21 protein-coding genes are annotated in these 23543 nt (G+C 43.8%); 3 read left to right on the top strand and 18 right to left on the bottom strand.

The window, feature by feature from the left end:
* Window positions 1–233: 233 nt before the first annotated feature.
* The 10 genes from ACMXI2_RS00700 to ACMXI2_RS00655 all read right to left on the bottom strand — a co-directional run bounded on the left by ACMXI2_RS00700 (window position 234) and on the right by ACMXI2_RS00655 (window position 10721).
* A complete protein-coding gene (locus ACMXI2_RS00700; protein ID WP_483779827.1) occupies window positions 234–1283 on the bottom strand; it encodes a serine/threonine-protein kinase in 1050 nt (349 codons plus the stop codon).
* 3 nt (window positions 1284–1286) lie between these two features.
* On the bottom strand, window positions 1287–1754 hold the full coding sequence (locus ACMXI2_RS00695; RefSeq protein ID WP_483779826.1) for a hypothetical protein: 468 nt from the start codon (window positions 1752–1754) through the stop codon (window positions 1287–1289).
* Window positions 1755–1837: 83 nt separating this feature from the next.
* Entirely contained in the window at window positions 1838–2890 is a 1053-nt protein-coding gene (locus tag ACMXI2_RS00690; RefSeq protein WP_483779825.1) for a relaxase/mobilization nuclease domain-containing protein, read from the bottom strand.
* A complete protein-coding gene (locus ACMXI2_RS00685) occupies window positions 2887–3267 on the bottom strand; it encodes a plasmid mobilization protein (RefSeq protein ID WP_483779824.1) in 381 nt (126 codons plus the stop codon). Before ACMXI2_RS00685 ends, ACMXI2_RS00690 begins: the two co-directional genes overlap by 4 nt.
* Window positions 3268–3388: 121 nt before the next feature.
* Window positions 3389–4306 (bottom strand): toprim domain-containing protein, encoded by a 918-nt coding sequence (locus tag ACMXI2_RS00680; RefSeq protein WP_483779823.1) that lies wholly within the window; start codon window positions 4304–4306, stop codon window positions 3389–3391.
* A 63-nt stretch (window positions 4307–4369) separates the two neighbouring features.
* Window positions 4370–4771, bottom strand: a complete 402-nt coding sequence (locus ACMXI2_RS00675) for a hypothetical protein (RefSeq protein WP_483779822.1) — start codon at window positions 4769–4771, stop codon at window positions 4370–4372.
* Window positions 4772–4848: 77 nt separating this feature from the next.
* Window positions 4849–5604, bottom strand: a complete 756-nt coding sequence (locus tag ACMXI2_RS00670) for an SDR family oxidoreductase (RefSeq protein ID WP_483779821.1) — start codon at window positions 5602–5604, stop codon at window positions 4849–4851.
* A gap of 159 nt (window positions 5605–5763) precedes the next feature.
* Window positions 5764–8391 carry a sigma-54-dependent Fis family transcriptional regulator gene (locus ACMXI2_RS00665; RefSeq protein WP_483779820.1) on the bottom strand — a complete coding sequence of 876 codons (2628 nt, stop codon included), beginning with the start codon at window positions 8389–8391 and terminating at the stop codon, window positions 5764–5766.
* Between the two features lie 121 nt (window positions 8392–8512).
* A complete protein-coding gene (locus ACMXI2_RS00660) occupies window positions 8513–9058 on the bottom strand; it encodes a dihydrofolate reductase family protein (RefSeq protein WP_483779819.1) in 546 nt (181 codons plus the stop codon).
* A gap of 22 nt (window positions 9059–9080) precedes the next feature.
* Entirely contained in the window at window positions 9081–10721 is a 1641-nt protein-coding gene (locus ACMXI2_RS00655; RefSeq protein ID WP_483779818.1) for a peptide MFS transporter, read from the bottom strand.
* Between the two features lie 214 nt (window positions 10722–10935).
* Between ACMXI2_RS00655 and ACMXI2_RS00650 the strand changes: the two genes are divergently transcribed.
* Window positions 10936–11139 carry a hypothetical protein gene (locus ACMXI2_RS00650; protein ID WP_483779817.1) on the top strand — a complete coding sequence of 68 codons (204 nt, stop codon included), beginning with the start codon at window positions 10936–10938 and terminating at the stop codon, window positions 11137–11139.
* An 83-nt stretch (window positions 11140–11222) separates the two neighbouring features.
* On the opposite strand, the gene gap is transcribed toward ACMXI2_RS00650, so the two are convergent.
* The 5 genes from gap to ACMXI2_RS00625 all read right to left on the bottom strand — a co-directional run bounded on the left by gap (window position 11223) and on the right by ACMXI2_RS00625 (window position 15077).
* Window positions 11223–12227, bottom strand: coding sequence for a type I glyceraldehyde-3-phosphate dehydrogenase (gap, locus tag ACMXI2_RS00645; protein ID WP_483779816.1), 1005 nt, complete (start codon window positions 12225–12227; stop codon window positions 11223–11225).
* Between the two features lie 20 nt (window positions 12228–12247).
* Complete coding sequence (locus ACMXI2_RS00640; RefSeq protein WP_483779815.1) at window positions 12248–13252, bottom strand: GlxA family transcriptional regulator; 1005 nt, start codon at window positions 13250–13252, stop codon at window positions 12248–12250.
* 197 nt (window positions 13253–13449) lie between these two features.
* The gene (locus ACMXI2_RS00635; RefSeq protein ID WP_483779814.1) at window positions 13450–14163 is read right to left on the bottom strand and encodes a hypothetical protein; all 714 of its coding nucleotides are present in this window, start codon (window positions 14161–14163) and stop codon (window positions 13450–13452) included.
* Window position 14164: 1 nt separating this feature from the next.
* Complete coding sequence (locus ACMXI2_RS00630; RefSeq protein ID WP_483779813.1) at window positions 14165–14671, bottom strand: hypothetical protein; 507 nt, start codon at window positions 14669–14671, stop codon at window positions 14165–14167.
* A 19-nt stretch (window positions 14672–14690) separates the two neighbouring features.
* Window positions 14691–15077 carry a hypothetical protein gene (locus ACMXI2_RS00625; RefSeq protein WP_483779812.1) on the bottom strand — a complete coding sequence of 129 codons (387 nt, stop codon included), beginning with the start codon at window positions 15075–15077 and terminating at the stop codon, window positions 14691–14693.
* A gap of 187 nt (window positions 15078–15264) precedes the next feature.
* Between ACMXI2_RS00625 and ACMXI2_RS00620 the strand changes: the two genes are divergently transcribed.
* Together ACMXI2_RS00620 and ACMXI2_RS00615 are read left to right on the top strand one after the other, a co-directional pair.
* Entirely contained in the window at window positions 15265–17235 is a 1971-nt protein-coding gene (locus ACMXI2_RS00620) for a sensor histidine kinase (protein WP_483779811.1), read from the top strand.
* On the top strand, window positions 17201–17836 hold the full coding sequence (locus ACMXI2_RS00615) for a response regulator (protein ID WP_483779810.1): 636 nt from the start codon (window positions 17201–17203) through the stop codon (window positions 17834–17836). The genes ACMXI2_RS00620 and ACMXI2_RS00615 overlap by 35 nt, the downstream gene beginning before the upstream one ends.
* A gap of 347 nt (window positions 17837–18183) precedes the next feature.
* Here the strand turns inward: ACMXI2_RS00615 and ACMXI2_RS00610 are convergent, their stop codons facing one another.
* The 3 genes from ACMXI2_RS00610 to ACMXI2_RS00600 form a co-directional block, all read right to left on the bottom strand.
* Complete coding sequence (locus ACMXI2_RS00610) at window positions 18184–18921, bottom strand: protein phosphatase 2C domain-containing protein (protein ID WP_483779809.1); 738 nt, start codon at window positions 18919–18921, stop codon at window positions 18184–18186.
* Between the two features lie 87 nt (window positions 18922–19008).
* A complete protein-coding gene (locus tag ACMXI2_RS00605; RefSeq protein WP_483779808.1) occupies window positions 19009–20313 on the bottom strand; it encodes a RagB/SusD family nutrient uptake outer membrane protein in 1305 nt (434 codons plus the stop codon).
* Window positions 20314–20332: 19 nt separating this feature from the next.
* Window positions 20333–23482, bottom strand: coding sequence for a SusC/RagA family TonB-linked outer membrane protein (locus ACMXI2_RS00600; protein WP_483779807.1), 3150 nt, complete (start codon window positions 23480–23482; stop codon window positions 20333–20335).
* Between the last annotated feature and the right edge of the window lie 61 nt (window positions 23483–23543).

Raw genomic sequence — 23543 nt, 5'->3', positions numbered from 1 at the left:
CAGGAAGAACTGAAGCGGTATATAAATCTTCTAATGCGGGTAATAGATAAGATTTAATTGCATTAACAAATATGACTAGCTATTGCTATTTTTGGGGGTTATTTTAATATAGTGATTTTGCTGAGTGATTTTTATATTATTCTTATTTAAATCATTTTTAGGCATAACAAACTTAGGGGCTACATTTTCAGCCCTTGTTAATCCCTTCTGATTATATTTTATCACCCTTATTTTCAAAGCTTTAATGCCTGTTTTATTTTAGACAAAACGTTAGACTTCGTTACATTACTATGGCAGTGAGCTGTTTCGCGCTGTGTTTGGGATGTTGAATTATTCGTTTTCGTGGTAATTATACTAATATTTCCGTGATTTGCCAAATCAACTTGCACTTTATAGGTGTGAGTTCCGTTGTCACGCTCCCAATGATCGATAGTTTGAGTCTGAAAAAATCGCCAATCTAAATTTTCGTCGACATCACTCAGTTCATTTATCAATTCTAAAACAGATTGATGCCGATCAGTGATATTGACGCTCATAGCTTTATTGACAATTTTTTGCAATTTTATTGGAATGTGTGGCAAATAGTTACTTCTGCCAGGAAACTTACCTGTTGTCACTGCATCAATAAATTCAGATTGCATGCTAAAACCAATTAACTGGCTATTAAAATAATTTTCTCCATTCAGTAACCTATATATTGTTAGCCCTGCCAAATAAATATCGAAATGAATTGTTTTATTTGAACTTGTAAAAGCTTCAGGGGGCACTTGTTTAATGTAGACTTGCTCTTGAGACGCAAAACCAAAAGCATCCATTGCTTTGGTTAGACCGAAATCCGACAAATGAGCTTCATCACTATCAGAAATTAAAATATTGTCGGGTTTAACATCAAAATGTATTAGTCCTTTCGAATGAATATGATGCAACCCTGATAAAAACTGTATTGAGTAACGGATAATTTCCCTTATGGTTAGATTTTTTGCTGTAATTAACGTCTTTAGAGATCCATTTCTATAAAATGGCATAGCAATATAGATATGGTCGGCATCAGAACATCCATAATTAACTTTAACTACATTACTATGTGAAGAAGCATATAATTTTTTGGCTTCCTCGTAATATTCAGTTGGATTGACAATTTTGCTCTTCTTAATTTTTTTCACAACAATTTCTCCATCAAGCTGCTTGTCGTGTGCTAAATATACTTGAGAGTTTTTCCCCTCCTGTCCAATTTCTCTTATTGTTTCAAAATTTAGTTCAGTTGTATATAATCCTAATGGCATAATTTAAATATTTAAGGTGCTAATCGCCGACATTAAACTCTCTCTTTCTTCTAATGAAAATGTTTTCCAGTTTTCTATTTCCATAAAAATCTCCTTCCCTTCTGCATAGGGCTTGAATTTTACTCTCTCTATTCCAAGATTTGCACTAATGTTAGATATCTGTCCTACATAATATTTAACAATCGTTGAACTTGCGAATAGTTCCTGTATTACACCTTCAATATAAATTCTGGGAATATTAATAGATTGAGCATTTGATTCAGTTATACGTATACAAGCATTTGTTATCTTAAATTCATTTATAATGTCGCATAATGTATTTCTAAGGAACTTTAGCTGCTCTGGGATATTTAGTGCTTTGGGATTGTTTATCTTATCTACTAGAGTGATTTCCAATTCTCCATTCTCATAACTAACAATTGAAAAAAACAAGGTAGATGGTGTTACCCTGATACCTATTGATCTTTGCATTATGGTTGATTTTATTGCATCAGCTTTATACTCTATATTAACTAATTTAGAGCAAAAAACAAATTAATATTTCTACCCATAAATCAATGGTGCAAACTTTTCCGTGTCGCTCTTTTCTTCTTGCTTAACTTCTCATACCCTTCTGCCGTCAACTCGTAAGGTATTGATTGAAAAGACTGCTCTGGCCTCAGAAGCACATCTAATATGCTGGCAACTTCCTTTATGATAGGAACAAAAGGTGAACGCTCCATCAAGGCATCTACCTTTGTGTTTAATAACAGCCTTTGCGTGGCCGTAAAAGATTTTTGCCCTGCCAAACTTCGTTCTATAGCCTGTTTATAATTCTCATGTTCTTTTATATTGGTTTCCATCTTCTGTTTCAGGTTGAGTATTTGCTCTATCTTGGACAAAGAAAAGCCTACTTCACTACCTTTAATTCTCACCTTCTTATTATCAATAAAAGCAATACCCCGGCCTTTAAGAACAGTATACCCTAGTTCTTTCATTCGTTCTGTGAACTGATCAAAATGATTAACTTCTGTCAATGCTTGCCGAATATCTTTTTGTAATTGGGTTTTCCGTGAATCATGTCGGGGTAATAATCGCTCATTTGGAGATAAAAAAGCCTTGGGGCTTAACACTTCTTGCAGATGATATTGCTTTTCCAATCTCCGGCAAAGTGCCGCCATCCGCTTATAACTATTACTATCATTGGCCGCTTTTCCGTCAAGCCCAATGCGGTTAGCTACGATGTGAATATGCTGCTCGCTGGTATCCTTATGTAATACACAGATATATTGGTTATTGGCTACCCCGAACTCCTTTGCACATTCCTGTCCTATCTCCTCCAATTGATTGCGGTTAAGGGATTCTCCCGGTGCCAAGCGCAACGAAAAATGGAACACCGGTTTCTCTACCCGCTTACTTAATTTAGCCACATCTCGGAATTGTTGGGCCAACTCTTTCGGATTTCCAAAACACCGGTTATACGATAGAATTTCTGCCCGGCCACTATGTTGCAAGCCATCCATTCGTGAAAGCTCCTCTTTTTGTTTTTCAGAAAGCTCTTCCTTATCGTTCAGGCAATATTGAATACAGCCAAGGAAAGAACCTCCTGTACCTACATAACCTATCATTGGAAATACGTTTTAATCTGTTCCGCTAGCTTTTTCAGGTCGCCTGATTGTATTTTCAGTTGTACTAGTTCCGTTAGGGATAACTGTTCTATACCATTCCGTATTCTAGCAATCTGGTTGAGGTTAGCCGCAAGGTGGTTCAGTGTTCCGGTTAACTCTAATACCTCTTTAGGAAATACCTTTTCCCGTCTGTCAATTTTTCCGGCAACGCCCATTTTTCGTAGGTATTCCGATATAGTAAGGTTTGAATTTCTCGCCTTAGCCTCAATAATAGACCGTTCCCACTGATTACATTTGATGGCCAGGAATTGATCTTTTTTGATTCCTTTGCGGGGGCGGCCACCCTTCTTTTTGAATTGTTCGTTCTCCTGCATCATAGTCTACTTCACTTTAGGTTTTTGAATGCGATGGCATGAAAAAGCTACTCACCGAATGCGGTAGCATGAGGTGAGCCAGTAGTTTTGGTTTTACCAAAACATAGCTGGCTACCTAAGCGAGTTAAAGCCTTCTTCCTTTCCGCTGGCTTTCTCTTTGGCTATGGTGATGATGAATAAGCCAGTCGTTTAAATCCTTTCGGCCGTGGTAAAAGTCGCTCCGGTCTATGTACTTACTTTCATCCCATTGCAAGGCTTTTCGGGTGTGATTCACGCCGGCTGTATCTCTGTCTAAAATCAAATGTACCTGCTTGTATTGCTCCATCAGTGGACGGCTTTTTTCAAAGAAGGAAAGGGAATTTAAAACAAGACAATTTGTCAAAGGGGCTTGTTGGTTTCTGTTGATGGTGCAAAAAGATAGGAAGCTAAAGAAGCCTTCAAAAACGACTATCTGTTCGGTGTGGTTGTCTACTAAGGTTATTTCTTTTGGAGCGCTGCTGCCTTTAAAATTTTCGTTCCGCAGTTCATATCCTCCTGCGTTGTTTTGAAAACCGATTGCGGTATTCTTCTTTCCATATAAAAGAAAATCCACCTCCTCGCAAAAACGGCGGGCAATTTCTATGGGTATACACCGCTTCTGAATATACCCCAACAGCACCGCATCATTTAGGGGGCGGGTGGCAACAACCACAATTTTACCCTCACCGGGTTCTTTCTTTTCACCAGCAAAGGACGCCGGGGCTGGCGGGTGAAAAGAAAAAGTTGGGGATGGCTGGTATTGAGCCAAGCGCTGCAAAAAGTCGGAGACAGGGCAGTTAAAATAGAGCAACCCAAAGTCTATGAGATTACCTCCCTTCCCAATGCCGTGATCGTACCACATATTCAGCCGACGGCTAACCTTAAAGGAGGGAGTTCGTTCTTGCCGCAATGGGGATAAATACCAATAATCTTGGTTTCTGATCTTTTGAGGATGATGGCCGAGGGAAGCCAGGTAATCAACCAAGTCTAGTTCCCTTGCCTCTTTACATGATAACTTTAACATACAACACAATTTTCAGGTTCACAAATGATCATATACAGAAAAGGCCCGCAGGCAGGCTGTTTATTAAACAGCCATGCTTGCGAGCCTCTTTAAATCTTCCATAAAAAAGTTCGAAAAACGTACCGTAGGGGTCACCTTAAAGGACATTTCGGTTTTATTACTGGAATGTCCTTTTTTTATTTCCCCGAAAGCCTCGTCCAGACTATAATTTTTGAGCGGCAGTAGTGATGAAATTTGCAGATCGTTTTCTGCTTTAATGATCTGTGTCATGGTAAAATTTTTTTGAGAAAAAAGGATTTTATCTGATGACCATGCTGGTTTTAATACTTCTGCTTTCAACAAGGCAAGTGTTGGCGCTATTGGTTTAAAATAAATCGATGGGAGGTGAGCTGCAATCCGTTGACTTCCCGTGTTGCTGACCGGTTCGTAAAGATAATACGCCGGCGCAGGGATATCCTGGTGCACGAACAGGTGGAAAGTGCACTCCCGTTACAAACTGTCGCCTGTCGTCTTCGTTTCAACAGAACGCAGGTCTGGAGTAGTTAAGCCTTTACAGCCTGGACTGCCCACCAGCTTTCAAAGTTGATGGCTCCCAATTCCGCTTCTCCGGCAGGTACCAGGGCGCTGTGCGTAACTTCGCCACCGAAGTATGCGGGTTTACCATTTGGTACTACAGTGCGTGGGTCGTTGGCCAACTGCAGATAACGCTCAACAATTTTGTACATTTCAAAACGTTCAGGTCCTGCAATTTCTACCTTGCCATTCAACGGAGCAGCCAGTGCATATTGAGCTACAAATTTTGCCACGTCATCAGAAGCGATAGGTTGGAACAATACATCTGAAAGATGCACTTCATTGCCCTCTGTAGCCTGGTTGGCGATACCGGCAATAAATTCAAGGAATTGAGTGCTGCGAACAACAGTATAAGGTACGCCTGACTGCTCAATCAGTTCTTCCTGAACCTTTTTCGCACGCATGTAACCAATGTTCTGCATAATATCGACGCCTACAATAGATAACGCCACATGATGTTTTACGCCTGCATTGATTTCTGCGGCTAACAGGTTACGACCTGCTGTCTGGAAAAATTCCATTACAGCTTTATCTTCAAATGAAGGAGAGTTGGCAAGGTCAATAACAATATCAGTTTCCTTCATGGCTTCAGCCAGTCCTTCTCCGGTGAGGGTGTTGATACCCGTTGCAGGAGATGCGGCAATAACCTGGTGGCCTGCCTGACGAAGTTGATTTACTACCTTGGTTCCAATGAGACCTGTGCCTCCGATTACTACGATTTTCATAAATTTGATTTTTGTTTTTAGTGATGCTATCTATTAGGCCAACCAAATGCCATCTTTCGCAAATCATTAAAAATCAACCAAATAATAAAAACCGGGGTATCAATTTTTCACTGTATTTAATGAAACCATCAAGCTTATCACTTTATTAAGGGGTTTTCATCACGAGAAATAGTCGCTCTTTGTAATTCCCAGTTTTTTTATTTTAGAATGTAATGTGTTCCCCGGAATTTGTAATACTTCTGCGGCGCTGCCGGTACCGGAAATCTTGCCTCCGCAGCGTTTCAGCGTTTCAATAATGTAACCGCGCTCCACTTCTTCCAGGGAACGGTTTAGCAGGAAAGCCTGCTCCTGTTTATCTGCGTCAGCATTACGTGGTATAAAAACATCACTCAACGTGCTGTCTGCAGCCAGTAATATGCTCCTTTCAATAAGGTGTTCCAATTCCCTTACATTACCGGGCCAGGTATAGCTACGTAATTGTTGTATAACCCTGGGTGCTATTTTCCTGATAGTGCGCCCGGTGTTCCTGCTATATTTCTTTACAAAGAAATGAGTGAGCGTTTCTATATCCTCCAACCTATCCCGTAAAGGTGGAAGGTTGATAGGAAATACATTTAACCTGAAATACAGATCAGCACGGAAACGGCCAGCTTTGACCTCATCTTCCAGATTACGGTTGGTAGCGGCAACAAGGCGCACATTGATTTTAATTACCTGTTTGCCACCCACACGCTCCAGTTCACGCTCCTGAATTACACGCAGCAGCTTAGCCTGTGCTTCCAGTGGTAACTCTCCTATTTCATCAAGAAATAAAGTGCTGTTATCTGCCATTTCAAATTTCCCGATACGGCGATCTGTTGCACCGGTAAATGCACCACGTTCATGACCAAATAATTCACTTTCGATAAGGTTAGCAGGCAGCGCTGCACAATTTACTTTCACCATCAGGTTTTCTTTCCGGGGCGATGCATTGTGAATAGCCCTTGCTATCAATTCTTTACCCGTACCTGTTTCTCCCAATATCAACACAGTGGTATTGGATGCTGCAACAAGTCCCATCAGGCGGTATACTTCCTGCATAGATTCCCCACTACCAATGATTTCAGAAAAGTTATAAATCGTTTTGATCTGTTCTTTCAAATAATCATTTTCTATTTCCAGTTGCTTTTTATAAGCGAGTAATTTTTCATTCGCTAATATATTTGCTACTGCAACAGTAATCTGCGAACAGATACCTTTCAGTAATAAAGTACCCAGGGAATCTGCCAGCAGCCAAATGGTACCGATAATCTTATCGCCCATACGTAATGGTAAACCATACATATTTCTCAGCCCGGTGGTTTTCCAGAGTTTCGCATAATCATTACCGCTTCTTAGTTCTTCATCTACATTAAATACTACTCCTTCTTTGCTTGCCAGTACCTGTGCGGTATAGGTTTCATCTATTTTAATTTTGTTGGCGACTAATTTATCAAAATCGGCATGGGCCTTTCCAAATAGCCGGCGATCAAACATAAATACGCTCAAATGCACGCCATCATCTTCCAATACGCGTATCATGGCAAGCTGTGTATTCATGATTTTATCCAACACCTCGAAGATAGCGGCCTGCAGTTCATCTTTCGTACGCATCTTAGCGAGCGCGCTACTGAACTCCAACAGAAAGGCCTGTTCTTCCTGTTTTTTGCTGATCTGCTCATTAGCCATAATATTAGCCAGGGCGATAGATATCTGTGCACAAATTCCCTGCAGTAGTTCTATCTTCATCTCTTCAATGTCGAGGAGCAAAATTCCCAGGTTGGTTTCCCCGTTGCGCAATCGTATACCTACAAAATTTTCGAAGCCCATTTTTTTCCAGTATTGCAAATAGGATGATGTGATCCCTCTTTGTATTTCTCTTTCTACATTGAATAATAAAGGAATGGAACTGTTGAGTACCCGATTTTGCAAACCATCATTAATAGGATATTTTGCTTTCACAAGAACGGAGAGTGATTTTTCATCAGCAGCAGATCCAAGATCATATACATATGCACTCAACGTAGCTTTATCTTCATTGATACACCTGATAACGAAGCCACCTTGCTGATCCAGTTTACGCAGCGCGGTGCGAACAGCAAGGGTGAGTTCTTCCTTTGTTCTTACGGCTGCTATATCACTACTGAAATCGAGGAGAAAAGATTTCTCTTTGTCTTTATTCAGTAACTCCTCATTTTTTATAATATTAGCAACTGCCCCCGACAGCTGTGGTGCAATACCTTTCATTACGCCCCTGAATTCGGGACTAAAGCTGTCTGTCCGGTCGGAGTACATATGAATAAAGCCCATTGGCTTTCCTTCTTTCATCAGTCTTGTCATCAGAATTTCCCGCACGCCCCCTTCATAATTTACTCGCAGAAAGGGTGGACTTTGGGGCTTGTTCATTATTTCTTCCAGGATAAAAGAAACGGGCTCTTCTGATGTTAATACAGCTTGTATAAAGGGTTCGTTCAGTGAAAACCGGGATGCTACCATTTCCCTGTACCTCAGATGGGTTCTGATAGGAGATCCTTCATTATCCAGCAGGAATGCATAGTAGGTTTCGTCTTTATGGTCTACTAAGGTAATAATAGTATGAGTGAAGTAAAATAATCCCTTAATCCTGTTTTTAAAAAGTGTGATAAGATCATTCTTCTCTCTCACTTTGGTAATATCATTGCCAAGATCCAACAATACTTTTCTTTCCTGTTCAAGTATTGCCTTCGTCGGAGCATGAAGCTCTGACTCGTTTTTAATAGTTCTTTTCATATGGAAAAAACCAAATATTTGCTCGCAAAAGGATATGAAATAAATGCTGACAGAAGATACTAAAAAAACTACGATAATTATTGTTAAACGGACAATATAGCTATACCCCAAAGGGGTCCTTTCATCTTTCAGCCTCGTAAATAAGTTGTACCACCCCCGATTTGAACACATTGGTTTTGACTAAGCTCAACCTTACCCGTTCTTTTAGGTTCTCAAACAACGGCTTCCCTTCTCCTAAAGCTATCGGGTGTACTGATATTCTATATATGTCGATAAGCCCTAAATTGATAAATGTTTTGATAAGACTTGCGCCGCCATAAAGCCAAATATCTTTACCTCCCTGCTTTTTTATCTCAGCTACTTTATCAGCTATACCGGCATTTATGAAAGTGGCTCTTTCATCCTGCCTGTTCTGGCTGGAAAAAACAAATTTATGCTTTGAATGTACTCCCTGCCATATCGCTTGTTCCATTGAACTGGCATTTACTTCCGGTTGGAAATTTCCCCAGGCGTCATAACTCACCCTGCCGTAAAATATCGTGTCTATCCCTGATATAAAGGCATCCATATTCATATCATCGTCCATAATGCACCAATCAATTTCTCCGTTCGGGCCTTCAATAAATCCATCCAAGGTTACTGCTAAATCTAAAATTACTTTCTTCATTAAATAAATTTAAAAATGTTATCTACTTTACATACCCTTTGAAAATCCTGTTCAGCCAGCGCAACATCATAAATATTACTGCGGCCGCTCCTCCCAGCAGCAGAAAATTCACAAGGAAATAGTTCGCCTTGTTATCATACGTGTCCCATAAAGTTGCCAGGATACCTGAGAGTTTATTACCGATCGATGTAGCCAGGAACCAGCCTCCCATCATCAGCGAAGTAATACGCGCCGGACTAAGTTTGGACACCAGCGACAACCCCATAGGGCTCAGGAATAATTCCCCTACCGTTATGATACCGTAACTTCCTATCAGCCACCAGGGTGATGCCTTCACAGCGCCATTGCTGCACACATATACCGCACCCACCATCATCAGCGTTGATACAGCCGATATCAGCAATCCCCAGGCAATTTTCGACGGCGTGGATGGCTCCTTGTTCCGCTTCCGCAGCAATGCAAAGAATATTACAATCAAAGGTGTTAGCGTAATCACAAAAAAGGGATTGACGGATTGAAACAGTTCCGTGTTATACAAGCTGATACTTTTTTCTTCTGCCAGCATTTTCTCCGGCGCCACATTCTTGAAGTAGGCTACCTTATCCCATACTTTTTCCGGCTTACCTGCCGCATCCCGTACCACCCTGAATTCATCATCATAGGCAGTTACTGAATCCGGTTTATTTTGCACCGTTTCTACCACGTAAAGGCTCTGGGCAGGATGCTCAATGGCAGCAGGAATTTCCCTGTCTGTATAATATTGCGCCCAGGTGGTCAGCGCAGTGCCATTCTGTTTAAATACAGCCCAGAACACAATAGATACTGCAAAAATGGCCAACAGTGCGGATATGGGCTTACGATCCTTTGCATCGGCTTTCATCAGCAGGGATACAAAAAAGAACAATATCGGGATACAGGCAAAGATGAACGCATCAGTGGAGTCAGACCCGAAGATGTTGCCGGGAATAAACCAGGCGCCCAGTCCCACTACAATTGCCGGCAGGAATACAACGGAGAAAATCCTGCTCAGCGGCATATCGCCTTCCTGCTCAGGTTTGCGTACATCTGCATGCCGGTAATGTTTCATCCCGATAACGAAAATCAGCACTCCCAGGAACATGCCTATGCCGGCAGCGATGAATGCAGCGCCCCAGCCTACGGTGTTTCGCAGAAAGGCAGCAAAAAAGTTACAGATAAAAGCGCCGATATTAATACCCATGTAAAAAATATTATACCCTGTGTCTTTACGACTGCGGTACTTTTCATCGTTATATACATTCCCCAGCAAAGTGGAAATATTGGGTTTAAAGAATCCATTACCAACACAGATCAGTGCAAGCGACAGGTAAAAAAAGGTCAGGTTATGTACGGACAAGCCTATATATCCTATCCCCATCAGGATGCCTCCGATAATAATCGACTTACTGTAACCAATTTTGCGGTCGGCTATCAGTCCGCCCAGGAAGGGCGTCAGGTATACAAAAGCGATGAAGGTACCGAAGATATCGGCTGCGGTTGCACGGTCCATTCCCCAGCCTCCCTTTGAGGTGTCTGTCAGGTACAACTGGAAAATACCCAGAATCAGATAAAAACCAAATCGCTCCCACATTTCGGAGAGAAACAGGAAAGGTAGTGCTGCCGGATGATTACGTGATTTTTCCATATTAGGCCAATGATATATCTGTGATATAAGGTCACTTTAGCGCAGTAAAACGATATCATCCGTCACCGCCAAACTGCTAAAATAAGTCAATTCGCCAAAAAACAGTTAACACAGATGAACAAACCAGTTATTAAAAAGACGATTGACATAAACGCTTCAACAAAAAAAGCCTGGAGCGTTTTCACAGACCCTAAGGTAACAAAACAAATGGGGGATGAATATGTTTCCGATTGATATCAAAGATAAGGACAGATTGCTTTCTGTAATAACGTATGAATTTATAAAAAATGGAGAAAGAACCATTCTTTCCGCCACAGAGGAAATCAATTATGAAATGACGGATTACCTGTTTAAAGAAGCAAACGAAGGTTGGGGTGCTGTACTGCAATTAGTAAAGTATGTAGCCGGGAAATTGTAGATTAATCCTATTCTTTTATCATGCTAAAAAACAAGGTTGACCAAATTTTACTTTTTGGTCAACCCTTTATGGTAAGGAATGATTTAAACAACAACAGGTTTGGTCGTTGCTAATGCCACAGTCAGTTCCGCCAAACGGTTTGAGATACCTACTTCATTATCATACCAGGCTACAACCTTCACCAGGTTTCCGATTGTACGGGTCAATGTGCCATCAATAATGGATGAGTGGGTGTTTCCCAGGATATCTGCAGATACCAATGGTTCCTCTGTATATTCCAGCACCCCTTTAAGACTGCTATTTGCGTAGTGTTTAAATAATTGATTGATCTCTTGCGCCGAAGCAGTTTGCTCCAGGTTCAGCGACAACTCTGCGATAGAACCATCTATCACCGGTACCCGGTAAGAAAAGCCATCCAGTTTACCTTTCATTCCGGGCAACACATCGCCGATCGCTTTAGCAGCCCCTGTTGTAGTTGGAATGATAGACTGTGTAGCCGCACGCGCTCTCCTGAAATCCTTATGTGGTCCATCCTGCAGCATCTGGTCCATTGTAAACGCGTGTATGGTCGTCATAAAACCGGATGTAATACCATATTCCTTCTCCAGCAAATATAGCAACGGCGCAATACAATTCGTTGTACAGGATGCAGTGGAAAGGATTTCATCTTCTTCTGTAATCTGGTCATCATTTACGCCAGCTACAATTGTTTTCACATTACCGGTTGCGGGGGCAGTAATCAACACTTTCCTTGCACCAGCCGTGATATGTTGCTGCGCCAGTTCCCGGTGGGTAAAGCGCCCGGTGGATTCAATCACTACATCAATGCCCAGCTCTTTCCACGGCAGTTTTTCAGGCGACTTCTCCGTCAGCAGTTGTATAGGATGTCCATTTACGATAATATGCTGATCTTTCTGTGTGACGGCGCCTGGAAACTTCCCATGCGAAGTATCATATTTAAACAGGTGTGTCAACAGTTGGATGTCTGTCAGATCATTAATGGCGACGACCTCCACTCCTGCTTTGTTCTGAAGAGCCCTGAGTGTCATTCTGCCGATACGCCCGAATCCATTAATAGCTACTTTCATCGTGATATATTTTTAAGTAATTATTCAATTGTTTGTAAGGATGTTCTGAAAGATCTGCGATACTCACTCGGAGATATCATCATATGCCGCAGGAAGGTCCGCCGCATGGATACTAATCCGCCCAGCCCACATTTATCCGCAATCTGTTCCATACTCAGGTCACTATCTTCCAGGTATTTCCGCGCTACTTCTATCCGCAATTTCTCCACGAATCTTGCAGGGGTGACACCTGTTTCTTTCACAAAAACACGGTTAAAATTGCGTATACTCATATTGCTGCGGGCTGCCAGATGTTCTACCTGTAAATCGTCCTGCAAATGACGGAGCATCCAGGGATGAAGTTTACCTGCAATGGAATTCTCCAGACTGTACGCCTGCAACAGGGAACTGAATTGCGACTGATACCCGATGCGCTTCAGATGAAGTACCAGTTTACGCGCCGCTTTCAACGCAAGATCCCTTCCTACATCTTCTTCTACCAGTGCCAGCGCCAGGTCTATCCCGGAGCTTACTCCACCGGAAGTATATACATTACCATCACGGATATAAAAAGGGTTGCTGTCCACTTTTATGGCAGGGTATTTTTCCTGTAACTGCCGGCTGAATTCCCAGTGCGTAGTAGCTTTTTTTCCGTTCAGGATACCCGCTTCCGCCAAAGCATAAGTCCCTACACAGATAGAAGCAATACGCCGTACTTTCGGGTAAATATCTTTCAGTAATTGAAAGAAAGAGTGACCTGGCTGGAATTGCTGCATAGAAAAACCGGCCACAATCAATGTATCCACCCGTCTGTCGATCTCTGCAACCGTCACCGCACAATCCAATTCAATCTCACTCTTTGTTTTAATCTTCCGGCTGTCGGTAGGAGACGCCATCATTATTTCATACTCTTCTTTACCGTTGGCAATCTCTTCTTTGAGTATCTTGTTTACTACCGTGAATACATCCACAGGCCCTGCTATATCCAGCAGGAAAACACCTGGTGAAGGCACTATAACAATGAGTTTTCTTTGCTTCCCTGGCATAAAAATGTTTAAACGCCATAAAGGTAAGGGGTATTCCCAATGGCGCAAATGCCATAAATTATACAATTTCGGCCACACGCGTTTCCGCGTAATAAAAAACGGGCCGTCCCAAAAGCACTATTTACTTTTGGGATGACCTATTTTTCAGGGTATTTTTTCCGCAATCGCCTGGTTTGAATACAGGAGTTGCCATGCGCTTACTTCACTTTAAACTTTGTTTTCAGAAACTGGTCCAGGTCCGCTACATAACCATCGAAGAAAGCCTCGAGGAGTTTCTTATTCGCGGGGTTTACAATTTTCCCATCCGGATCAAAGATGCTGTCGGGGTAAGCCAGCTTATAATTGATTTTACGTGAAGTGGCGTGCCCCAAAAGTCCGCCATGCGGGGCAACGGCACTTTGTGTGCGGCCATCAGTAGGCTGTATAAACTTATACTCATTGAAAGGCACATCCTGCTCAGACACCACGTCTCCTCCCGGGCTGATGAACAGCTTAGCATCAAAAACAGAAGCGTAGATCTTTGTAATACTTCCGGAGCGGATGGAAATATATCCTTCTTCAGGTACAGCAAACAGGTAAATAAGCCCGGTAAGATCAGCAAAGCAGTTTTGTTTAGTGCCGATGGTGGCAAAATCGCGGTATACTACCACTGAGCCATTATTAAGCACCGTATCAATTTTCAGGGCAGGTCTGTTTTTCAGATATTCGAGGATTCCTTCCAAAAGCTGCCGCTGTTTTACGCCGCTATAGCGAAGCTGTACATCATATTGGTTATTGAGTGGCTTTACTGTTCCGTAGTCTTTAAATGGTCCTTTCTCAATAACTACTTCAAAGTATTTACCTTGCGAAAAGCCGGGGAAGCCTATGGCCAGTAAACTAGCTGTCAGTATTGTTTTGAATGCGTAATTCATATCAAAAATAGTTACCGGATCGTGAGCTGTTTATCTTATAATCTACTTTTGTAACGACCCCATTTTTATCCACAAACAAGGTAGTAGCTTCAACGTATTGGCTGGCCCACCGCGTATCTTTCGACTGTACCGTTTCCGAGTTTACTGCCTGTCCGAAAACATTGTAACCTGTGATGGTATATCCCGGCGTATAGCTGCCACCGCCATAGTTAGATACCTTTTCATACACCACCACCTGCCCGCCATCCCCATCGGGGAATGCTCTTGCGGGAGCGCCCCATTTTTTGTAAACATCTGTGAGCCTTGCTCCCACCCACGATTTCTTCCAGTTCTCCCGGTTGTAAATACCTCTTTGAAATTCCGCATAATACTTATCGTCGTTATAACGCTGCTCCAGTGCCTCTTTAGCCCGTTTATCCAGTTTCGCCTGTGCATGGGCAGCTGAACCGGCAGTAAAGAAAAGGAGCGTTAGCACAATAATGGCGGATGTATATTTCACGAACTGCATGGAAAACGTTTTTGCCGCATTAAAATTTATAATTGAGGATAACGCTTAATACCACACCTGGATTGGCCGATGCTTCTTTTTTCAGTTCTCCATCTACATAAATCCCTACTTTCAGGGTGGAGGCATTACTGGTGCCTACTCCATTTATAACGATATTTGCATTATAAGCGCCTGCAGGAGCCGTTAGCTCAGGGCTGCTCCAGGAAGTGCCACTAAGATTGATAGCGCTATGGCTGTCGCCATCAACACCGTAAGAGGCTCTGTTGATAGTGCCACCTGCTGAAGTTTCGGCCTTAAACACTACTTTGTGCGTAGCGGGAGTGTTGTTATCATCCTTATCTTTGGAACAGGATGCGGTAAGCATTGCTGCGAACAGGATACTCGCAATGGATAATTTTCTGTACATATGCTATAGTTTGAAAATGGTCTACACTGAATTAACCCGGTTTTTATGCCAGTACGTGGAACAAAATTACTGACGAAAACAAGGGCAGCCAATGCCGGAAAATGGTCATTTTGCATATAGCTGTTTTCAGTCATTCTCTTGATGTATCTTTATTATTACGATTATATGTAACAACTTGCAAATTGTTATGAAGCTACTTACACTCGTACTTATTCTTATGCTGTCAGTAACCCGGAGCTATACCCAGCAGGCGCCCGGGAGATTTGATAAGGACAGTCTTGCCCGTATTCTTGAACAAGCAACAGATGATAGTGTCAAAGCCCGTGTGAGTTTTCTCCTGGCGGATGAATGGGAAGACAAAGACACGCTACTGTCCAAAAAATATGTGCAGCTGGGTAAAGGATTCAGCAAAAGCCATCCATTTCTGCAGGCCGTATCCCTTTTCTACGAAGCCAGGAAGCTGGCACCTACAGCGCCCGACTCGGCCGCTAAAGTTTTCATGCAGGCGGAAAACATCCTGAAGAAATTCCCGGGCAAAGAAGCATTGCTTTTTCGTTCCATGTGCTGGCATGATTATGCGCGGGTATTCCACTTTGAAAAAGACGATCCGGAAACCTATGTGAACCTGCTTGTAAACCAGGCAATACCATTGGCACAAAAATCCGGCGACCAACGCTACCTGGGAAAGAATTACCTGGATCTCGCCTACGGATTTAAAAATCTGAAGGAATATGCCAAAGCAAAAATATACCTGCAGCTGGCGATTGAAACATTAAGAAACGAAAAAGGAAATATCAGGTACCTGGCTACCGCTTATCATACCTTATCGGAGAATTATTCACTGTCCGGCGACTCCGCAAAAGCCGCCCTGTACCTTGACAGTATGCGGGTATTACTGACTCCTTACCCCGAAGCGGATGAATGGCTGGATTACTATGCCGGGGAAAGTATGCGGCTTACCATCGCGGAAAAATTTGATCAGTCCCTTGCGGTTGCAGAGAAAGGCATTGCTTTGGCGCGGCAACTGCATCAGCCATACCCTGAACAACGTTTGCTGCTGCAAAAATTTTATGCGCTATACAATAAGAAGGATCTGCCGCAGGCCCGCCGCGTAGCTCTCGACCTGTACAGCAAACTGCCTTTTATGAATACTTCAGCTAACCGGCTTTTACTGTATTATGGGTTGGTAGCAACCAATGAGGACATGAAGAATATTCCGGAAGCCTACCAGTGGCTGAAACGTTATAGTTACCTGAGCGACAGCGTTGCACAAAGTAACCTGGAAACAAAAATCAATGCGCTGGAAATAAAATTCAGGAATGCGGAACATCAGCGGAAAATTACGGAACTGAATGCATCCAATGACAAGGCGAACTTCGCATTAAAACGAACCATATTGCTAAGCTGGTTACTGGGATTAGTAAGTGTACTGCTATTTACGATCCTGCTACTGGGGTACTTCTTTTATAAAAACAGAAAGAGAACAGCCCTCCAGCAGGAACAGATCAAGGTTTCGCATGCCATGTTACAAGGTCAGGAAGAAGAACGCAAACGGGTAGCGCGGGATCTTCACGACAGCCTGGGAGGGTTACTGGCTTCTACGAAAATCAATCTTTCCAAAATTGCCGGCAGTGGAAGTTCCGGCAACCGGCTGGAACTGGAAGGAATAATCGGCCAGATGGATACATCCGTAACAGAGCTACGGCGGATTGCCCATAATATGATGCCTGAAATGTTGTTAAGGCTGGGCCTTGAAGCTGCACTGAAAGATCTTTGCGATGCATTTGAATCCGAAGAAACAACTGTTCGTTTCCTGTGTTTCGGGATTCAGACAAACATCCCGCAGGGAGAACAGGTGATCATTTATCGCATTGTGCAGGAATTACTGACCAATGCAGTAAAACATGCCACAGCAAAAAACATCCTGCTACAGTGCAACCAGCGGGATAACAAATTTTTTATTACTGTTGAGGATGATGGCACGGGCCTCAATAAAGAGGTGCTGCATGAAAATCAGGGTATGGGCTTCATCAATATCAAAACCCGGGTGGCCTATCTGAATGGTAAAATAGAAATCCTTTCCAGGGGGAACCAACCAGGTACTTCCATAAATATTGAAGTGTATGTTACAACCGAAATACAAGCTGGCCATTCTTGATGATCACCCGGTGGTACTTCAGGGGCTGGTCAATGTCCTTTCCGGGGAAGAGGCATTTGAAATTGCAGGTACGTTCACCAACACCAGGGATTTCCTCCAATTTTTCAATGCCAACCCAGTTCATGTGGTGCTGCTTGATATTATCCTTCCGGATGGGAACGGAATAGACTTGTGTAAAGAAATCAAAACAACAGCTCCCCATACCATTGTGCTGGCGTTGAGCAACCATGATCAACGCAGCGCCGTTATGAAAATGCTTGAAAACGGCGCAAGTGGTTACCTGCTTAAAAATGCCTCTGTGGAAGAACTGGTACGCTGCATTCACGACGCCTTGCAACACCAGATCGTATTTAGCCATGCCATAAAAGAAATTATCGCCCGGCCGGGATTGAAGGATGCAAAAGATGCCCCGGTGCTGACCACCAGGGAACTGGAAATCCTGAAACTTATTGCTTCCGGTATCACCACCAGGCGCATTGCTGAAATGCTTTTTTTAAGCAAGTTCACCGTTGAAAATCACCGTAAAAATCTGCTTCAGAAATTCCAGGTAAAAAACGTTGCAGGGCTTATCAGCTCCGCAAGTCACCAGGGGCTGCTCTGATTGGATTAACAAACAAACTAACGTCTCTGTTAACAAACATATTAACAGCTCCAATACCGCTAAACCAGCGTTATATATCTGAAAAAAATATTTCTTGAAAACTCCTCTTCCACGGGCATTCTATCCCCGTATAAAATTTTACATGTTATATTATCAGGTCTGCCAATACACTCCCCGCAATTTTCCTTCCTGAAAATCCTTACAAAAATCAAGTTCATGAAACAAATGATCTCCTTATTCAACAGCCACCTGCCTGGTGGTATTAAAAAGCTGGGGTACCGTCCTTCTACTATCTACCGGGGAAAAATATGGACGTAGTGCGGTATAAAGCTATTCTGTGCGGGAACTCATTTTATCATCCGTATCACTGCCAGATCATCCGTATGATTCAATCCAAACTTATGTTCTATCACTTTCAACTTCATATTCAGCATTTCTTCATTCCCTCTTCCTGTCTGATCATTTAACAGGAAATCTACCGGGTTTATCACCTCGGAGTTTTCCGGCGCCGCCACCCTGGTGAATGTTTCTATACCATCAGTAGCAATACTGACATCGATAAGTTCATGTAGAAATATTTTTTGCAGCTGAGCGTCATACCAATGATCAAAATCTTCCGACAGATGATAACCCAGGTAATCTGGTTTATTATCCTGGTCAAAAGTAATAATGGCGCCGTTGATGTTAACTACTCCATCTCCCACCACCAGCACCACACCTTTATCTGTGCCGGTATCTGCCAATAAAATAACTAACGTGGTCAGCAACTCTTCTCTTTCCAGTTGCAGATGATTTTTGAGAATTTTTAATTCTGAGAATAATTCCTGTAAGATGATTTTAAGATAATCATCCAATAGCATTTCGGGATATTCTTTGGAATAAAAGGATTTGTAGCTTAGCGACTTACAAATTTTTCTCAGTAGCTTACCTGTCAGCGAAGAAATAAGATAACTATCCTTTCCCATTGTACAGCCGTCCATTACAGCACAGATGATTTTATTACTATCGATATGATCGAAGAAGAGATAGTCTTCGCAATGGTTAACATGATAGGCGCCTATCTGGAGGGTGGTATATATTTCCATACTTAAACATCAAGATAGCAACTTTACCCGCTATTTCAAAACGATATTCAGGCTGCCGCTGGTTGCAGCAGCCTGAATATTGCGTCATTAAAATGCGGGGTCATCCGGTGTATTCGGGTTATCATTCCGTTCCACAAACGGATATGGGAAATAGCTCCGCTTCCGTTCTGACACGGGTCTTCCGAACCGGCGGCTATCCGCCAGTTCCTGGGCGCCCATAAACAATTCTATTCTGCGGTGTTTATAGATCAACGTCAACAATTCCGCTTCAGTAGCTGCAGCTACCGGTGGTAAGGCTGCACCAATACCAAATGCATCTTCAGATGCTTTCTTGGTAACCACCCTGTTCAGGAAAATCAGACCATTCACGATATCATGCTGACGGGCATATGCTTCTGCTTTAATCAGCAGCATTTCTCCCGGCAGGTAGATGGGCACAGAGGTTTGCGTACTTCTGAAGAAACCGTTGATATTAAACTTAGGTTTAGCAGGCCGGGCGATATAAAACGGTACCCGCTGATCGGCCAGATCCGGCTGTATAGGCACCGGCAATCCCATTGTGGAATCTACCACGTTATAGATGTTGTTGGTAGCCGTTACCAATGTAAAGATCGGATTGGTGATCTGCGGATTAAAGGAAAGAGTGGAGCGTACATTCAGGTTCACTTTGTCGGCGGCGGTGATGGCGCCTGCATAATCGCCGGCGTATAGTGCATACCGGGCTTTCAGCGCATACAATGTATTGACGATATCCACGCTATCCGGGATATTGGCTAAAAAGGTATTTCCTATAGGCGTGGCCGTTACAGTGCTGATAGCATTGTCCAGTGCGGCCGCTGCCATTACATAACCCTGCTTGCCGGGAACAAACTTCACTCCGCCGGATGAGAGTACAGGCGTACTGGTATTTTCCGGTACCTGTTCCCAAAAGTTGGCCTGTATACCGAGAGCGAGGGCTTTAAAAATAGTAGTATAAGCAATGAGGCCGCTGGCAAAACTCTTATCTGTAACAATGGCGCCGGTACGGCGTATAACACTATCGGCTTCATACCGGATCTTATTGGATACATTCCACATACCGGTAACCACCACGTTGGTAGTCAGCACCTTACTTCCGCCTGCGCTGATCTGCGCTTCATCTGTATTACCGGGATTAGTAACAAAGGTTTCTCCAACCAGCAAACTACCGGAAGTTACCGTGGTATATAACAGTCCTGTACGATCCTTTGTATACCAGGTCTGCAAACCTACTGCTACATTCGCCAACGTGGCGGGAGAGCTGTAAGCTCCTTCTGATGAAGGCCCCGATGGATCCTGGTAATCTTTCTTACACGCGGCGAAGGTGCAGAACAAAGCGATGGCGAGGATACTATATTGCATATATCGTTTCATGATAGCTCTTTTTTTGTGATTAAAATTTTGCGCGGACAGACAGGTTATAACTCCGGGGCACCGGTACAGCGCCAAAATCAATTCCGCGCAATACAGTACTTTGTCCGGCCGCATTTAATTCCGGATCGTATCCTTTGTAGTTGTCCCAGGAGATCAGGTTCCTGCCACCTACGCTTACCGTTAAATCGCTTAGTCCTTTCAGCTTACCAAAGCTATAGCTGAAAGCTACTTCCCGCAGCTTCACAAAGGAGCCGTCATCAATTCTCCATTCCTGTATGTTGTAGTTACCCGCTATGAAACCGCGGGGGAGCAATCCGAGATCTTCCTGTTCAGCTACTTTTCCGTTATCTACGCCTTGCCTGGTCCGCCAGTCGGCATTGAATACATCTCCGCCCTGCACGGCATCTATCTGTATGTGAAGACCTAGTTTTTTATACTGAAAATCATTGGTGAGGGTGCCTGTCCAATCGGGGTTAGGATCACCTATTTTTTTATTCAATGCCGTAGTACCCGCTGGTGGTAAACCAGTAGCCGGATCACGTGCAATCGTATACGTTAGTGGCGTATTTTGTTTACCAGCTTCCGTAACCGGTATGCCGGCGGGCGTTTTCAGGAGGTTGCCATTTTCATCCCTGGCGAAGAAGGTACCATAGAAAAATCCGATCGGTTCCCCGTTGGCAATGCCCACAGGCGCGCCGCCCACGGTGTTATAAAGGATCAGCGACTGTCCTATATCCACCGCTTTATTGCGGTTACGGTTATAGATGGCGGTCAGGTTCCAGTTGAAATTGGTTGTCTTCACCGGCATTACATTCAATACTACTTCCACGCCGGTGTTCTCCAGGGTGCCAATATTATCCTGGTAAAAAGAGTAGCCTTTGGTGGGGGCTACGGCACGGCTGATCAGCAGGTTTTCCACGCGCTTTTTGTAGTAGTTAACGGACAAGCCTACACGATTATCCCAGAATGCCAGGTCGGTACCTACTTCCAGTTCCTTCTGCTTTTCCGGTTTCACATCGGGATTTGTATAAGTGGAGGGCGACTGGAAAGCGGCCGCTCCTATGAAAGCGGTAGCATCATAGGTATTATAACGGCCATATGCGGGGATACCCGTAAGGTTACCGGATTCACCATAGGCTGCCCTGATTTTCAACAGGTTCCACCATTTGGATACGGATGATTTTTCCCAGAAATCCGTACCGGATATCACGTAGCTGCCACTCAGCTTGGCATACAGCTGGTTCCTTTCATCTACCCCAAATACGGAAGATCCATCCACGCGCAGGGCGCCTGTAATAAACAGCTGATTACGGTATTTAAAATTCTGTTGGATATATTCTCCGGAAATAGACAGCTCCGTCCGTTGATCTGCACCAGGAATAATAGTAGTGGCCTTGTCTGCTGTTTGTACAAAAGGAGGCAGCCCTCTTCCCTGTTCCAGGGTGTAGTGCATTTTCTGATATTGTACAGAGTAACCCACCTGTGTTACCGAACTGAGTTTATCACTGATATCCCAGTTGTAGGTAGCATTGAGGTCGTGGTTGATCAAAAAGGAATTGTTATTACCCGCGCTGGCATAACCATTCTGTGCGGGGTCCAGGTCAGGGCCGCCGCCAAAAAAACCAGGACTTACAAAATAGGCGAATGCAGGCATGAAGGTGGTACCTTCCTGGTTATAGTTGTCGATACCCAGCCGGTAATCAACTGTGAGATTTTTGATTGGCCGCAGCTTGATGCCGGCGCCGGCAATTACCCTGCCTACATGTTGCTGCTGTTTAAAGTCTTCCATGATAGACACGGGGTTTACGCGGCCGCGTTCTCCCACCTTCATCAGCTGACCTAAGGCATTCCGTTTTTGTATATCATAGTAATTACCGATGATGGTTACGCCATTCATGGGAGAATAGAACGTATTGCCATCGGGCTTTTCATTTGCTTTGCTGTAAACATAATTCAGGCTGGCACTGAAGCTCACCCAGCTGGCCAGCTCCTGGTCGAGGTTTAAGCGGAAACTGAACCGGCTGAAATCTGTTTTATTAATAATTCCCTGGTTATAAAAGTAACTGCCGGATGCGTAGTATTTTGTTTTGTCTTTTCCACCGGCCACGGAAATGTTATTATCCGTTCCTACGCCGGTACGAAAAATATAATCCTGGTAGTCGTACCTGTTTACCGGTGTAGTACTCACTACAGCGGGTGTCAGGATATTTTGGGTAGAGTCGTCCGGAGAGCCGCCAAACTTCACCGGGGCCTGGTTCACATCCAGTTTTTTGCGTAGCTGATTCACCGAAAAACTGGTGGAGAAATTAACCACCGGCGCACCGGCGCTGCCTCTTTTGGTGAAGATCTGTACTACACCGGCGTTGGCGCGGGAACCATAAATGGCCGCAGCCGCTGCACCGTTCAGCACCTCTATCCGTTCAATATCTGCCGGGTTAATATCAGAGATACGGCTCTGTCCTACGTTACCTACAAATTTGTTTCCTGCACCACCCGCAGCATCGGCTGCTCCGCCAACGCCGTAGCTCGGATCGGCATTGGTTACGCGCGTAGTGGAGTTATCAATGATCACCCCGTCGATGATGTACAAAGGTTCTGTAGAACCTGATATCGTGCTGATACCACGGAGTTTTACAGAGATGCCGCCCGCGGGGTCCCCGGAGTTCTGGGAAATCTGCGCACCGGCAGTTTTACCTTGCAGGGCTCCCAGCACGTTACCCGAGCCGCTTTTGCTCAGTTCATCCGCTTTTACCGTGCTGATGTAGTTACCCAACTGCCGGCGTGTGGTACCTTCGGAGGTACCGGTTACCACGATCTCATCCAGTTTGGATACTTCTGCAGCCAGCTGGATGTTTTGCGTGTAGGTGTTGGCGCCGGCACTTACTACCAGCACCCGCTCACCGGCGGCAAAACCAATACCTGAATACCCCAGCGTATAATTACCCGGCTGCAGGTTGCCACTGATGGTATAACGTCCCTCACCATCTGTTTGAGCGCCCAGTTTTGTATTCTTCACCACCACCGTGATTCCGGGAATAGGGGATTGCTGGTTATCCGTTACCTGGCCTGAAATTTTCACCTGCGCATAGGTAGCAACGGCCAGCACGTTCATGAACAGGAATAGCAAAAAGGACCGGCCTTTAGCCATCTTCAATAGAAACAAGCTCATAGAAAAAATTTAGCGGGTTTAAGTTTGGTCGATTACAGTCATGGGTAGCGTACTAACTACC

The organism is Chitinophaga sp. G7 BAM 1005, assembly GCF_057126945.1.
The sequence above is the reverse complement of the archived record's forward strand: the minus strand, read 5'-3'. Positions and strand labels throughout refer to the sequence as shown.

Excerpts from the sequence above, each read along its gene's own strand:
- gap (WP_483779816.1), bottom strand. The coding sequence starts at position 12,227 with ATGAAAGTAGCTATTAATGGATTCGGGCGTATCGGCAGAATGACACTC.
- ACMXI2_RS00600 (WP_483779807.1), bottom strand. The coding sequence starts at position 23,482 with ATGAGCTTGTTTCTATTGAAGATGGCTAAAGGCCGGTCCTTTTTGCTA.
- ACMXI2_RS00695 (WP_483779826.1), bottom strand. The coding sequence starts at position 1,754 with ATGCAAAGATCAATAGGTATCAGGGTAACACCATCTACCTTGTTTTTT.
- ACMXI2_RS00635 (WP_483779814.1), bottom strand. The coding sequence starts at position 14,163 with ATGAATTACGCATTCAAAACAATACTGACAGCTAGTTTACTGGCCATA.
- ACMXI2_RS00605 (WP_483779808.1), bottom strand. The coding sequence starts at position 20,313 with ATGAAACGATATATGCAATATAGTATCCTCGCCATCGCTTTGTTCTGC.
- ACMXI2_RS00630 (WP_483779813.1), bottom strand. The coding sequence starts at position 14,671 with ATGCAGTTCGTGAAATATACATCCGCCATTATTGTGCTAACGCTCCTT.
- ACMXI2_RS00615 (WP_483779810.1), top strand. The coding sequence starts at position 17,201 with ATGTTACAACCGAAATACAAGCTGGCCATTCTTGATGATCACCCGGTG.
- ACMXI2_RS00655 (WP_483779818.1), bottom strand. The coding sequence starts at position 10,721 with ATGGAAAAATCACGTAATCATCCGGCAGCACTACCTTTCCTGTTTCTC.
- ACMXI2_RS00680 (WP_483779823.1), bottom strand. The coding sequence starts at position 4,306 with ATGTTAAAGTTATCATGTAAAGAGGCAAGGGAACTAGACTTGGTTGAT.
- ACMXI2_RS00620 (WP_483779811.1), top strand. The coding sequence starts at position 15,265 with ATGAAGCTACTTACACTCGTACTTATTCTTATGCTGTCAGTAACCCGG.
- ACMXI2_RS00700 (WP_483779827.1), bottom strand. The coding sequence starts at position 1,283 with ATGCCATTAGGATTATATACAACTGAACTAAATTTTGAAACAATAAGA.
- ACMXI2_RS00610 (WP_483779809.1), bottom strand. The coding sequence starts at position 18,921 with ATGGAAATATATACCACCCTCCAGATAGGCGCCTATCATGTTAACCAT.
- ACMXI2_RS00640 (WP_483779815.1), bottom strand. The coding sequence starts at position 13,252 with ATGCCAGGGAAGCAAAGAAAACTCATTGTTATAGTGCCTTCACCAGGT.
- ACMXI2_RS00665 (WP_483779820.1), bottom strand. The coding sequence starts at position 8,391 with ATGAAAAGAACTATTAAAAACGAGTCAGAGCTTCATGCTCCGACGAAG.
- ACMXI2_RS00650 (WP_483779817.1), top strand. The coding sequence starts at position 10,936 with ATGAATATGTTTCCGATTGATATCAAAGATAAGGACAGATTGCTTTCT.
- ACMXI2_RS00660 (WP_483779819.1), bottom strand. The coding sequence starts at position 9,058 with ATGAAGAAAGTAATTTTAGATTTAGCAGTAACCTTGGATGGATTTATT.
- ACMXI2_RS00690 (WP_483779825.1), bottom strand. The coding sequence starts at position 2,890 with ATGATAGGTTATGTAGGTACAGGAGGTTCTTTCCTTGGCTGTATTCAA.
- ACMXI2_RS00685 (WP_483779824.1), bottom strand. The coding sequence starts at position 3,267 with ATGATGCAGGAGAACGAACAATTCAAAAAGAAGGGTGGCCGCCCCCGC.
- ACMXI2_RS00625 (WP_483779812.1), bottom strand. The coding sequence starts at position 15,077 with ATGTACAGAAAATTATCCATTGCGAGTATCCTGTTCGCAGCAATGCTT.
- ACMXI2_RS00670 (WP_483779821.1), bottom strand. The coding sequence starts at position 5,604 with ATGAAAATCGTAGTAATCGGAGGCACAGGTCTCATTGGAACCAAGGTA.